General features: G+C 56.9%; 12 protein-coding genes. 9 read left to right on the plus strand and 3 right to left on the minus strand.

From position 1 onward, the window contains the following. Positions 1 to 20 precede the first annotated feature (20 nt). The 3 genes from KKW20_RS06545 to KKW20_RS06555 all read right to left on the minus strand — a co-directional run bounded on the left by KKW20_RS06545 (position 21) and on the right by KKW20_RS06555 (position 3,974). Complete coding sequence (locus tag KKW20_RS06545) at positions 21 to 554, minus strand: hypothetical protein (protein ID WP_214567074.1); 534 nt, start codon at positions 552 to 554, stop codon at positions 21 to 23. Continuing rightward, positions 554 to 2,713 (minus strand): phosphoribosylformylglycinamidine synthase subunit PurL, encoded by a 2,160-nt coding sequence (gene purL, locus KKW20_RS06550; RefSeq protein ID WP_214567075.1) that lies wholly within the window; start codon positions 2,711 to 2,713, stop codon positions 554 to 556. Before purL ends, KKW20_RS06545 begins: the two co-directional genes overlap by 1 nt. Before the next feature lie 367 nt (positions 2,714 to 3,080). Next, complete coding sequence (locus tag KKW20_RS06555) at positions 3,081 to 3,974, minus strand: LysR family transcriptional regulator (protein WP_214567076.1); 894 nt, start codon at positions 3,972 to 3,974, stop codon at positions 3,081 to 3,083. A 165-nt stretch (positions 3,975 to 4,139) separates the two neighbouring features. Between KKW20_RS06555 and KKW20_RS06560 the strand changes: the two genes are divergently transcribed. The 9 genes from KKW20_RS06560 to KKW20_RS06595 all read left to right on the plus strand — a co-directional run bounded on the left by KKW20_RS06560 (position 4,140) and on the right by KKW20_RS06595 (position 12,189). Continuing rightward, entirely contained in the window at positions 4,140 to 7,556 is a 3,417-nt protein-coding gene (locus KKW20_RS06560; RefSeq protein ID WP_214567077.1) for an indolepyruvate ferredoxin oxidoreductase family protein, read from the plus strand. 213 nt (positions 7,557 to 7,769) lie between these two features. Next, positions 7,770 to 8,582, plus strand: a complete 813-nt coding sequence (gene murI, locus KKW20_RS06565; RefSeq protein WP_214567078.1) for a glutamate racemase — start codon at positions 7,770 to 7,772, stop codon at positions 8,580 to 8,582. Positions 8,583 to 8,635: 53 nt separating this feature from the next. Beyond that, complete coding sequence (gene argC, locus KKW20_RS06570; RefSeq protein ID WP_214567079.1) at positions 8,636 to 9,664, plus strand: N-acetyl-gamma-glutamyl-phosphate reductase; 1,029 nt, start codon at positions 8,636 to 8,638, stop codon at positions 9,662 to 9,664. A 71-nt stretch (positions 9,665 to 9,735) separates the two neighbouring features. Then, entirely contained in the window at positions 9,736 to 10,179 is a 444-nt protein-coding gene (ccmE, locus tag KKW20_RS06575; protein ID WP_214567321.1) for a cytochrome c maturation protein CcmE, read from the plus strand. Positions 10,180 to 10,244: 65 nt separating this feature from the next. Beyond that, positions 10,245 to 10,856: a holin-associated N-acetylmuramidase gene (locus KKW20_RS06580; protein ID WP_214567080.1), complete on the plus strand. Its 612-nt coding sequence runs from the start codon at positions 10,245 to 10,247 to the stop codon at positions 10,854 to 10,856. After that, on the plus strand, positions 10,847 to 11,464 hold the full coding sequence (locus KKW20_RS06585) for a holin family protein (protein ID WP_214567081.1): 618 nt from the start codon (positions 10,847 to 10,849) through the stop codon (positions 11,462 to 11,464). The genes KKW20_RS06580 and KKW20_RS06585 overlap by 10 nt, the downstream gene beginning before the upstream one ends. Continuing rightward, positions 11,454 to 11,648 carry a hypothetical protein gene (locus tag KKW20_RS06590; RefSeq protein WP_214567082.1) on the plus strand — a complete coding sequence of 65 codons (195 nt, stop codon included), beginning with the start codon at positions 11,454 to 11,456 and terminating at the stop codon, positions 11,646 to 11,648. The genes KKW20_RS06585 and KKW20_RS06590 overlap by 11 nt, the downstream gene beginning before the upstream one ends. Continuing rightward, the gene (locus KKW20_RS16620) at positions 11,645 to 11,770 is read left to right on the plus strand and encodes a hypothetical protein (RefSeq protein ID WP_281422134.1); all 126 of its coding nucleotides are present in this window, start codon (positions 11,645 to 11,647) and stop codon (positions 11,768 to 11,770) included. Before KKW20_RS06590 ends, KKW20_RS16620 begins: the two co-directional genes overlap by 4 nt. Further along, positions 11,767 to 12,189, plus strand: a complete 423-nt coding sequence (locus tag KKW20_RS06595) for a hypothetical protein (RefSeq protein WP_214567083.1) — start codon at positions 11,767 to 11,769, stop codon at positions 12,187 to 12,189. The genes KKW20_RS16620 and KKW20_RS06595 overlap by 4 nt, the downstream gene beginning before the upstream one ends. The last annotated feature ends 108 nt before the right edge of the window (positions 12,190 to 12,297 follow it).

A 12,297-nucleotide genomic window follows, 5' to 3' on the forward strand; every position in this document is an offset into this window, starting at 1 on the left:
TCGGGCTCTATTTACGGGTCCTATTTGCGGGCATAGGCACTTTGGAAGGATCGCAGGGTCTTTTGCATGTCACCAAACAGCCCGGCGGCTTCTGCCTCAATCAAACCCTCAGCCGTCCATCCATCCTCTGGTGCCAATGATATAAGCGCGGTCTGGCGCGCGGTTTCTTGACGTTCGTCAAGCGGCAGGGATTTGGCAAGCGTGAACACTTCGATCAGGTCATGCACGCGGCGCAACCGGCGATAGGTTTCCGCCATTTCAGCCTTTAACGCCGGGCCGTCGCGCCAGTGTTTTCCGGGATACACCACCTGTGTCAAATACTGCCCAGCCCCCTTGCAATCAAAGGCCCCACAGGCGGCAAACCCGTGCCAATCGAGGTTGCGATAAATCTTGCAGCGGTCTTTGTCATTCAGATGCGGACAGGGGGTCAGGGCGGGTTTGCTCAGCGCAAATTCCGCCCCTTTTTCAAAACTGGGGGCCACACAGCAGATGCCCATGCAGGACGAGCAATCAGCGCTCAGCGCGGGAATTTGCGCGGGGTCCCCCTCAGCCATTAACGGTGCGCCTTGTCAAAGCCGGTGCGGTAAACCCCGGTCAGTTCTTCCAATGTCGCTTCCGAGCTGCCCAGTTTCACGCTGTCGCCGGTGAAGCGCCCAACCGAGGTCAGCGTCACACCCGCTTGGCCCGCGGCCAGCATCAAGCCTTCGGCCTGATCAAAGTTCAACGCCACAAGATAACGGCCCTGATCTTCGCCAAAAAGCGTTGGCGTGTCAGAGGCATCAAGCTGTACGCCAACGCCCCCCGCCTCGGCCATTTCAAACGCCGCCATCGCCAGACCACCGTCTGAGATATCGGTGCAGGCTTTGATCAGGTCACGGTTGTTGCGGATGAATTCGCCGTTCTTTTTCTCAAGATCCAGATCCACATGTGGTGCGTCGCCGTCTTCGCGGTTAAACACTTCGGCCAGCAAAGCGGATTGGCCCAGATGCCCTTCCATATCGCCGATCATCATCGCGACATGGCCGTCGCGTGCGTCGCCACCGATCAGATCATCAAGGCTCTCAAGCAGGCCAACGGCGCCAATGGTTGGGGTTGGCAAAATGCCTTCGCCGTCGGTCTCATTGTAAAGCGAGACGTTGCCCGACACGATCGGCACATCAAGGGCCGCAACTGCTTCGCCGATGCCTTTGATCGCGCCCACAAACTGGCCCATGATTTCGGGCTTTTCGGGGTTGCCGAAGTTGAGGTTGTCTGTTGTTGCCAAAGGCTTGGCCCCCACGGCGGTCAGGTTGCGGTACGCTTCGGCCACCGCCTGTTTGCCACCCTCAAATGGGTTTGCTTTCACATAACGCGGGGTCACGTCCGAGGTGAACGCCAGCGCTTTGTCGGTGCCATGCACGCGCACAATGCCCGCGCCCAGCCCCGGTGCGCGTACCGTGTCGCCCATCACCATGTGGTCATATTGTTCATAGACCCAGTTTTTGGCGGCATAGTTGGGCGTGGCGAGCAAAGCTTTCAACCCGTCGATCCCGTCAATTTCCGGCACATCCGCAAGCGGATCCACGGCAGGGGTTTCCACCCATGGGCGGTCGTATTCCGGGGCGCGGCCCGACAGGGGCGACAGCGGCAGGTCGGCCTTCACTTCGCCGTTGTGCATGATCAAAAAGCGATCATCGGGCAGGGTTTCACCGACGATGGCAAAATCCAGATCCCATTTCTCAAACACCGCACGGGCGGCATCTTCAAGTTCGGGGTTCAGCACCATCAACATGCGTTCCTGAGATTCTGACAACATCATCTCATAGGCAGTCATGTTTTCTTCGCGCTGGGGCACATCTTCGAGGTTGAGCTTCACGCCCAGCCCGCCTTTGTCGCCCATTTCCACGGCCGAACAGGTCAGGCCAGCGGCCCCCATATCCTGGATCGAGATCACAGCGCCGGTTTGCATCAGCTCAAGCGTGGCCTCCATCAGGCGTTTCTCGGTGAAGGGATCACCAACTTGCACCGTGGGGCGTTTGTCCTCAATCGTGTCGTCAAATTCAGCGGACGCCATGGTGGCACCGCCAACGCCGTCCCGGCCGGTTTTGGCCCCGAGGTACACAACGGGCATCCCCACACCGCTGGCGGCCGAGTAGAAAATCTTGTCCGTGTCCGCAAGCCCTGCTGCAAAGGCGTTCACAAGGCAGTTGCCGTTATAAGCCGGGTGAAAGCGTACTTCGCCGCCCACATTGGGCACGCCAAAACAGTTGCCATACCCGCCGACACCTTCGACCACACCGTTCACCAATGTTTTGGTTTTCGGGTGGTCAATCTCGCCAAACGACAGCGAGTTCATCGCCGCGATGGGACGTGCGCCCATGGTAAAGACGTCGCGCAGAATGCCGCCAACGCCGGTGGCCGCGCCCTGATAGGGTTCGATATACGACGGGTGGTTGTGGCTTTCCATTTTGAACACCACGGCCTGACCGTCACCAATATCCACGATGCCAGCGTTTTCGCCGGGGCCACAGATGACTTGTGGACCTTTGGTGGGCAGGGTGCGCAGCCATTTTTTTGAGGATTTATATGAACAATGCTCATTCCACATGGCCGAAAAAATACCCAGTTCGGTAAAGCTTGGCTCACGTCCGATGATCTCAAGAAGCAATTCGTATTCGTCAGGCTTCAGCCCGTGGGCTTCGATCAGGTCGGTGGTGATGGCTGGTTCTTGCATCTCGCGCGGATCCCCTTATGGCGCCTCGCGTTGGTGAGTTCGCGTGCGCATTGGCAGTTGCGGCCTCTCATATGGGAAAAGGGGCGGTTAGGGAAGCCTATTAGCAAGGGCAAGCCGAGCAAATGCAGCATCATGGGGTGTGTTGATTTTGGGGGAGGTTTCGCTTGGGCAAAAAAAAGGCCGGGCAGCGCCCGGCCAAGTCCAACAGGGAGGTAAAAACCGAGAGGCCTAAGCCCCGTGTTCGGCTTTGAGTTTGATTTAGGGGGCGGGAAGTGATGGATCAAGGGATAATGCTGCATTGCGGCTATGCACCTTGCGCATAGCTGTTGCGGGGATCACCTAAGAAAGAATGCAACTCGCTGGCAACTCAGCTATTTTTCCGTTTGCGCTCCGCCAAAATCTCTTCTGTGACAAAATCGCGAAACGCCGCAATGCGTTTGGCCGACCGCAATTCCTCGGGGTAGGCGAGGTATACGGGGATGTCTTTGCTTTCGGCTTGGGGCAGCACACGCTTGAGTTCGGGGAAGTTTTGAATGATGTAATCAGGCAAAATACCGATGCCCAAGCCATTCAATGTCGCCTGAAGAACGCCAAAATAATTATTTATCGTCAGGCTGGATTTCACACCATAGGCCAAAAGTTCCTGCACCAAGGCGGCGCCAGCGCTGACTTGTGCGGCAGATGCGCTTTGGCAAATGATCTTATGTTTGGTTAAATCCCCAAGCGTTTCCGGCGCGCCATAGCTTTCCAAGTAACTGGGGGCGGCGTAAAGGCGCATATGCACATCCATCAACCGTTTGCGGATCAGGTCTGCCTGGCTGGGTTCTTTCATGCGGATGGCCACGTCAGCTTCGCGCATTGGCAAGTCCAGCACACGTTCTTCCAACATCAGATCAATCGAAAGATCCGGGTATTGTTCGTAGAATTTCGGCAAACGTGGGGCCAGCCAAAGGGATCCAAAGGCGGTGGTGGTGGTGACGCGCAGCTCGCCGAACACTTCTTCTTTGCTGTCACGAATACGCGCCACGGCGGCCTCGAGCCGTTGGGCCATGGCATTGGTGGCGTCAAACAAAAGCTCACCCTGTTCCGTGAGAATCAGTCCGCGGGCATGGCGGTGAAACAGGGTAGCATTCAGGCTTTCCTCAAGCGCCCGGATCTGTCTGGACACCGCAGATTGCGACAAATGCAACGCGTCACCTGCGTGGGTCAGCGACCCCGCATCCGCAACCGCGTGAAATATTCTGAGTTTATCCCAATCCATGAAGCAAGAACCATTAAGCTGTTAGCGCGAAAACATTTCCGTTCTGTTATCCTCAAATTCATCACATTTGCCAATGGGGAATGCACGCAGAAATGATTTGTTAGGTCAGGCTTTTTGACCTATTATACCCCTAAGCCAGATATCCATTTCGTCAGGGAGGGCGCCATGGGCAAGCCAGAAATAACACTGAATGATCGCTTTGATTTGACCAAAGAACAGGTTTTGTTGAACGGAACCCAAGCCTTGGTGCGCCTGATGTTGATGCAAAAGGCCCGTGATAAAGCCGCAGGGCTGAACACGGCGGGTTATGTCACCGGGTATCGCGGATCCCCCCTTGGGGCGGTGGATTTGTGGATGGGGCGTTCCAGCAAGGTGTTGAAAGAAAACGACGTTCTCTTTCATCCGGGCCTGAATGAAGACCTCGCCGCAACCGCTCTTTGGGGCAGCCAACAGGCGGAATTGCGTGGTGAAGGGGCCCATGATGGGGTTTTTGGGCTGTGGTATGGCAAAGGGCCGGGCGTGGACCGCACTGGCGACGTGATGCGCCATGCCAACATGGCCGGCTCTTCGCCGCATGGTGGCGTTTTGATGGCGATGGGCGATGATCACACCGGCGAAAGCTCCACAGTATTGCACCAATCGGATTGGGCGATGGTGGACGCTTATATCCCTGTTTTATCCCCGGCAGGTGTGCAGGAAATCCTTGATTTTGGTATTTACGGCTACGGCCTTAGCCGATTTGCGGGCGTTTGGGCCGGTCTTAAAGTGATGAAAGACACGGTTGAGGCGACATCCGTGGTCGATGGCCGCCCGGACCGGATGCAGCTGGTCACCCCCGATTTTGACATGCCCGAGGGCGGGTTGAACATTCGCCTGATGGATGACCGTATCCCGCAAGAAGCCCGCATGATTGATTATAAACGCTTCGCGGCCGAGGCTTTTGCCCGCGCCAACCGCATTGACCGTCGTGTTTGGGGCAAACCCGGGGCCAAGATCGGTTTTGTCGCGGCGGGTAAAAACTGGCTTGATCTGGTGCATGCGCTCAATCTTTTGGGCATTGATGATGCGGAGGCCGAACGCCTTGGCATCACCACCTATAAGGTCGGCCAAACCTTTCCGCTGGATATGCAAAGCTTTGAGGAATGGGCCGAGGGGCTTGATCTGGTTGTGGTGGTCGAAGAGAAACGCAAACTGATCGAAGTGCAGATCAAAGAAGCGCTGTTTGACAATCGCCAAGGGCGTCGCGTGTTTGGCTGGCACAAAGGCGATCTGTGGGAGGGCGGCAAACGGGTGGAACTGTTCCCAACCCGCTATGCGCTTGATCCGATGATGATTGCCGAAAAGCTGGGTGGGATCTTGATCGACGAGGGGCGCGGCACCGATGCGGTCAAAGCCGGGCTGGATCAAATTCTACAAGCGAAACAAGCGGATAACGCGTCGGATATTGCCGCACGCCTGCCGTTTTTCTGCTCAGGCTGCCCGCATAACACATCCACAAAAGTGCCTGAAGGCACGCGGGCGTATGCCGGAATTGGCTGTCATTACATGGTGCAATGGATGGACCGTTCGACCACTGGGTTCACCCAGATGGGCGGCGAGGGGGCCAATTGGATCGGCGAAGCGCCGTTTTCCACCACCGAGCATGTGTTCCAGAATTTGGGCGACGGGACCTATAACCACTCTGGTATTTTAGCCCTGCGCGCTGCCCTCGCCTCAGATGCCAATATCACCTATAAAATCCTTTATAATGATGCGGTTGCCATGACCGGTGGTCAGGAAAACGAGGGCGGTTTGGACGCGGTGCGCATTGCGCGCGAGGTGCAGGCAGCGGGCGTGGATCACATTGCGCTGGTGTATGACGACAAAGAAGACGTGGATCTGGCAGCCTTTCCCAAGGGGCTGACCCATCACACCCGAGACGAGCTGTTGGAGGTTGAGCGAAAGTTTAGCAAAATCAAGGGCGTGTCTGTGATCCTTTATATCCAGACCTGTGCCGCCGAAAAACGGCGTCGGCGCAAACGCGGGCTTTTCCCCGATCCGGATAAGCGGATTTTCATCAACCCGGACATTTGCGAAGGCTGCGGCGATTGCGGTGTGCAATCCAACTGTGTGTCGATTGTGCCGCTGGAAACCGAACTGGGCCGCAAGCGTGCGATTGACCAATCCAGCTGTAACAAAGATTTTAGCTGCGTAAACGGGTTCTGCCCCAGCTTTGTGTCTGTCTCTGGCGCCAAGGTGAAAAAGGCGGCCACAGCAGAGCTTGATTTGCCGGATATGCCACACCCCGACTTGCCCGCCATCAACGGCACCTTCAACACGGTGATCACCGGCGTTGGCGGCACCGGCGTTGTGACCATTGGTGCCATTCTGGCGCAAGCGGCGCATATTGATGGCAAGGGCGCTGGCATGATGGAAATGGCCGGGCTTGCGCAAAAAGGCGGCGCGGTCACCGTGCATTTGCGCCTTGCGGAAAAGCCCGATGATATCTCGGCCATCCGTGTGGCCACGGGCGAATGTGACGCGCTGATTGGCTGTGATCTGGTGGTTTCGGCGGCCTCGACCACGCTTGGTCTGACCAAAACGGACCGCACCGGTGCGATTGTCGACAGCCATGAAACCGTGACTGGGGAATTCACCCGCGACAAGGATTTCACCATCCCCGGTGATCGTTTGCAATTGTCGCTAGAGGCGCGCTTGCGCGACCGTGTCAGCCTGTTTGACGCAACCGAGCTTGCCCGCATCTTGATGGGGGACAGCATCTTTTCCAACATGATGGTGCTGGGCGCGAGCTGGCAGGCGGGCCTTGTGCCGCTGACGTTTGAGGCGTTGATGCACGCGATTGACCTAAATGGCCAAGCGCCGGATCGCAACAAACGCGCGTTTGACATTGGGCGCTGGGCCTATCTGCATCCTGCTGAGGCGGACGGATATGTCGACGCAGACGTTGTTGAACCGCCCAAAACGCTTGAGGAAAAGATCGCCTTCCGCGTGGATCATCTGACCCAATACCAAGACGCGGCTTACGCGGATCGGTACGCATCGTTGGTGGCGAAGATACCAGAAGAGCTGCGCGAAGCGGTGGCGCTCGGTTATCATAAGCTGTTGGCATATAAAGACGAATATGAGGTGGCGCGCCTGATCTGTGACACCCGCGCCAAGGCTGAGGCTGAGTTTGATGGCGATCTGACCCTGTCATACCACATGGCCCCGCCGATCCTTGGGGGGGTGGATGCCAATGGTCGTCCGAAGAAACGCGAATTTGGCGCGTGGTTTGCCAAGTTGGCGCCAATGCTGGCGCGGCTGAAGACCCTGCGTGGTACGTCGTTTGACCTATTTGGCCGCACGGAAGAGCGCAAAATGGAGCGGGCTTTGATTGCGCAATATGAGGCGGATATTGACGTGGTGATGACGCTGTTGACGGCGGACAACCTGTCCACGGCGCGGGCTTTGGCACAGCTGCCGCTTGAGATCCGTGGATTTGGACCGGTAAAGGCCGAAACCGCGGCAAAAGCGGCAAAAACCCGCGAGTCCCTTCTGGCTGAGTTGCGCGAGGGGGCCGGCGCCCAGCACGCCGCTGAATAACCCGCGCAGATAGGGACGTTGGTGAAATTGGCCGTGCCTGTTGGGGCGCGGCCATTTTTGTATTGAAACCACAATGCTGCAAGGCTGATGCAATCTGCCGCGTATCTTAAATCCACCATAGATTTCCGCCTAAATTCGACCTATGCCTTGTGGAACGTTCCAAACCCAGTTGCGGGGGCGGACTACGCAGGCAAAAGCAGAAGGACGAGGCGCATGGCGGTAGGGATTTTCGATTCAGGATTGGGCGGATTGACGGTTCTGGATGCGGTGGCCAAGCGTCTGCCAGATGTGGATTTCGTCTATTATGCCGACAGCGCCCATGCGCCTTATGGGGTGCGGGATGCGGATAATATCTATGATTTGACCACGCAGGCGGTGTCGGCGCTGTGGGATCAGGGCTGTGATCTGGTGATTCTGGCCTGTAACACCGCCTCGGCCGCGGCCCTTCGCCGAATGCAGGAAAGCTGGATCCCGTCTGACAAACGTGTGCTTGGGGTGTTTGTGCCCCTCATTGAGGCGATGACCGAACGCGATTGGGGGGATAATTCCCCACCGCGCGAGGTCGAGGTGAAACATGTGGCGCTGTTTGCCACGCCCGCCACCGTTTCCAGCCGGGCCTTTCAGCGTGAACTTGCGTTCCGCGCCATTGGTGTGGACGTCGAGGCGCAGGCTTGCGGCGGTGTGGTTGATGCCATTGAAGACGGTGACATGATCTTGGCGGAAGCTTTGGTGAACAGCCATGTGGATGCTTTGAAACGGAAAATGCCATCCCCGCAGGCGGCCATTCTGGGCTGTACCCATTACCCGTTGATGGAAAAGGAATTCCAGGCGGCCTTGGGCGAGGGTGTGAAAGTCTTTAGCCAGGCCAATCTTGTCGCTGACAGTCTGGCCGATTATCTGGATCGCCACCCACAAATGCGCGGCACGGGCACGGGCAGCAAGTTCCTGACCACGGGAAACCCGGAAAAAGTCTCGAACCGCGCAACACAGTTCTTGCGACGAAAGATCACGTTTGAAGCAGCCTGATTGAAGACCGCAATCAAAACCCTTAGATCTTTTGAAACTCGTAGGAGGTCATGATGACCCACAAAATCGCTATTCTTGGCGCGTCTGGTTACACGGGTGCGGAACTTGTCCGGTTGATCGCCACCCATCCAACAATGGAAATTGTTGCGCTGTCGGCTGACCGTAAGGCCGGGATGGAGATGGCAGAGGTCTATCCGCATCTGCGCCATCTGGAGCTGCCGACTTTGGTGAAGATGGACCAGATTGATTTCTCGAACGTCGATCTGGCCTTTGCTGCGTTGCCCCATGGGCTGTCGCAGGCCTTGGTGCGTGATCTGCCTGAGCATGTGAAAGTGGTCGACCTCGGCGCGGATTTCCGGCTGCGCGATCCTGCGGAATATGAGAAATGGTACGGCGCGCCCCATGTGGCCACGGAGCTGCAAAAAACCGCTGTTTACGGCCTGACCGAGTTTTACCGCGAAGACATCAAAAATGCGCGTTTGGTGGCGGGCACGGGTTGCAACGCGGCGACCGTGCAGTTTGCGCTTAATCCGTTGATTGCCAAGGGCTTGATTGATCTTGATACGATCATTTGTGATTTGAAAAACGGGTTGTCCGGGGCCGGGCGGTCATTGAAGGAAAACATGCTGTTTGCCGAACGCTCTACCGATGTGATGGGCTATGCGCAGGGTGGCAAGCACCGGCATCTGGGCGAGTTTGATCAAGAGTTTTCAAAGCTGGCGGGACGTGATGTGCGCATCATCTTTACCCCGCATCTAGTGCCGGTCAATCGCGGCATTTTGGCGGATTGCTATGTGCGCGGTGATGCGGATGAAATACACGCAGAGCTTGTTGATGCGTATCAAGACGAGCCATTTGTGACCGTGCTACCCATGGGGCAAATGCCCGGCATGGGGCAGGTGGCGGGATCAAACCAATGTCACATTGGCGTGGTCGCGGACCGGATCGCAGGTCGTGCGATGGTGGTCTCGGCGCTGGATAACCTGTGCAAAGGCTCGTCGGGACAAGCGATGCAAAACGCGAACCTGATGCTGGGCGAAGATGAAACCACGGGGCTGATGTTGGCACCGATTTTCCCGTAAGGCGTATTGCCTGGGAAACAGTTTAGCCCCTTGTTGCAAGGGATGTGAAAGGAGTGTCCCGGATGGCTGGGATGAAGAACCTTAAGAAAACGCGCCGCATTCAGGTGATTGCTTTGGCCTTTGTGGCGTTGGCAATCTCGACCGGTTTGATCGGCTATGCGCTTCAGGATGGGATCAACTATTACCGGTCCCCGACCGAAGTGATCGCGAAACCGCCTGCGCCAAACGAAGTGTTCCGCATGGGCGGGCTGGTGTCCGATGGGTCCATTGTGCGCGGGCAAAGCGAAACGGTGACTTTTTCGGTGACAGATGGTGGCGAAGTGATCCCGGTCAGCTATACCGGCGTGTTGCCTGATCTTTTTGGTGAAAACCAAGGGATGATTGGCACCGGATCTTATGTGGACGGGGTGTTTGTGGCCTCGGAAATTCTCGCCAAACATGATGAGAATTACATGCCAAAAGAGGTGCTTGATAGCCTGAAAGAAACCGGCGTGTATGTGGAGCCGTCCTCCTGATTTCCACAATCTTAACGTAATTTAACCAGCCTTATCCCCGTGTTGAACCGCGGGGAGAGGCCCGGATGAAAAGCGTTGACGAGATCGCAGATGAGATCATTGCCCGCGAAGGCGGCTATGTGAACGACCCCAGTGACCCGGGGGGCGCGACCAAATACGGTGTCACAATCCATACAATGCGCGGGCTTGGGCTTGATCTGACCGGGGACGGGAAGGTCACGACGCAGGACGTGAAGGCATTGAGCCGCGATCAGGCGCGCGACATTTTTGTGCGTCACTATTTCAAACGTCCCCGCATCGCTGAATTGCCCCTGCCGCTTCAGGCGTCGGTGTTTGATATGTATGTCAACTCTGGCGGCAATGCGGTGCGGATTTTACAGCGCCTTCTTGGCAAGATGGGGTTTCGCGCCGCTGTTGATGGCGCTTTGGGGCCGCAAACCCTTGGGGCGGCGCGATTGGCCCATGCGGCGGCACCGGACCATCTGGCGGATGCCTATGGGATTGAACGGCGCAATTATTATTACCGTCTGGCCGATCAACGCACCGCATCGCGCAAATATGCGCGGCGTAAGGATGGCGGAAAAGGTGGATGGATCCGCCGGGCCGAGGAATTCATTGCGCCAAAATATCACCTTTCCAACAAAGAGCATCGTGAGAGGGTCGCGAAATGGGGGTAATGGGATCACTTTTCAATATTCTCTTTGGCGGCGGGCGCAATGTGATCCGTGACACCGCAGAGGTGTTTGTGGAAAACCGCGAGGCGGGGGCCGTGCGCGATGTGGATCTGCACCGCGCCACGTTAGAGGCGTATGCCGCCGAATTTATGCACCCCCAGAAAGGGATGTTTGATCGGTTTATGGATGGGCTTAATCGCCTGCCTCGTCCGGCGCTGGCCTTGGGCACATTGGGGCTGTTTACGGCGGCGATGGTGGACCCTATTTGGTTCGCGTCCCGGATGCAGGGGATTTCGCTTGTGCCTGACCCTTTGTGGTGGCTGCTCGGTGCCATTGTGAGTTTTTACTTTGGCGCGCGGCATCAGGCGAAGGGGCAGGAGTTTCAACGCTCTATCGCCACGACCCTGTCGCGCACGGATGAGGTGCGGCGCAATATTGAGGGGCTGACGGGGCACGCCGCAGCCGGCCAAAGCCCCCCCCCTTCCACGCCGCTTTCCTTTCGGGGCATTGCAGGGCCCAAACCTGCATTAAAGGCGCAAGCCGTTGATACATCGGGCAATGCGGCCCTTGTGGATTGGGTTAAGTCGAGGGGGCGCACTGGTGGGAAGTGACTTAATTCTGAAACTCGTGTCTGAACACGGGCCTTGGGTTCTGTTGGTATTTTACCTGCTTTACCGTGATTTGCAAAAGGATCAGGCGACGCGTGCGGTGCTGGATAAAAACTCATCCATCCTGATTGAGATCACCACAATTATTCGCGAACGACTGCCATCCGGCGGAGGGTACGGGCGATGAGGTGGGTTTTTGAAATGGTGAAAGAGCTGATTTCCAATGCGCAGCTGCACCGATCAGTGGAACGAAACCAAAAGGCGGCGGCAGAGTTGGATGCGGTCGTGCGAGAGGTCTTGCAGAAATGAAACAGGCATTTGTCTTGATGATGTTGATCGCACTGCTGTTGCAGGCGGGGTATCAATGGGCTGGCTATGATGTGGTGTATCAAATTGGCTATGGCGCGATCACCTTGATGGGGCTGATGATCTCGCTGACATTCCTGTGGCTTTATGTGGTGCGCGCAACGCCCTTGGCACTTGGAATGGCCTATAGTTGGTCGGGCGCCAGCCTTGTTTTGGGGTGGTGGTGGATCTATTCGCTGTTGGGGGAGCCAGCTTGGGCGGCGGAAAGCCCCGCGCATTTTGTGTTTGTGGCGCTTTATTTGGTCGGGGCTCTATTACACTTTTCCGTGATCAATCGGTCGTTCGGGTGGCATGGGGCCATGTTTTTATGGCCGATCCTGGGTGCAGTTGTTCTGTCCAGCTTGATTTACATCATGACTTGAGCGTCCGGCTTGGTGAATAAGCGCATAACGGAATGAAAAGGCCGTGACTGGTTGCCGCATCGGAGACGCGGGGGGCTGGTCGGCCCCCGCGATAAGGACTAGACTGCG

It is taken from the genome of Aliiroseovarius lamellibrachiae, assembly GCF_018599245.1.
GTDB classification, from domain to species: domain Bacteria; phylum Pseudomonadota; class Alphaproteobacteria; order Rhodobacterales; family Rhodobacteraceae; genus Aliiroseovarius; species Aliiroseovarius lamellibrachiae.

Coding starts and splice junctions, on each gene's coding strand:
- KKW20_RS16620 (WP_281422134.1), top strand. CDS start 11,645: ATGAGGTGGGTTTTTGAAATGGTGAAAGAGCTGATTTCCAATGCGCAG.
- KKW20_RS06555 (WP_214567076.1), bottom strand. CDS start 3,974: ATGGATTGGGATAAACTCAGAATATTTCACGCGGTTGCGGATGCGGGG.
- KKW20_RS06580 (WP_214567080.1), top strand. CDS start 10,245: ATGAAAAGCGTTGACGAGATCGCAGATGAGATCATTGCCCGCGAAGGC.
- KKW20_RS06560 (WP_214567077.1), top strand. CDS start 4,140: ATGGGCAAGCCAGAAATAACACTGAATGATCGCTTTGATTTGACCAAA.
- purL (WP_214567075.1), bottom strand. CDS start 2,713: ATGCAAGAACCAGCCATCACCACCGACCTGATCGAAGCCCACGGGCTG.
- KKW20_RS06585 (WP_214567081.1), top strand. CDS start 10,847: ATGGGGGTAATGGGATCACTTTTCAATATTCTCTTTGGCGGCGGGCGC.
- KKW20_RS06595 (WP_214567083.1), top strand. CDS start 11,767: ATGAAACAGGCATTTGTCTTGATGATGTTGATCGCACTGCTGTTGCAG.
- KKW20_RS06545 (WP_214567074.1), bottom strand. CDS start 554: ATGGCTGAGGGGGACCCCGCGCAAATTCCCGCGCTGAGCGCTGATTGC.
- ccmE (WP_214567321.1), top strand. CDS start 9,736: ATGAAGAACCTTAAGAAAACGCGCCGCATTCAGGTGATTGCTTTGGCC.
- argC (WP_214567079.1), top strand. CDS start 8,636: ATGACCCACAAAATCGCTATTCTTGGCGCGTCTGGTTACACGGGTGCG.
- murI (WP_214567078.1), top strand. CDS start 7,770: ATGGCGGTAGGGATTTTCGATTCAGGATTGGGCGGATTGACGGTTCTG.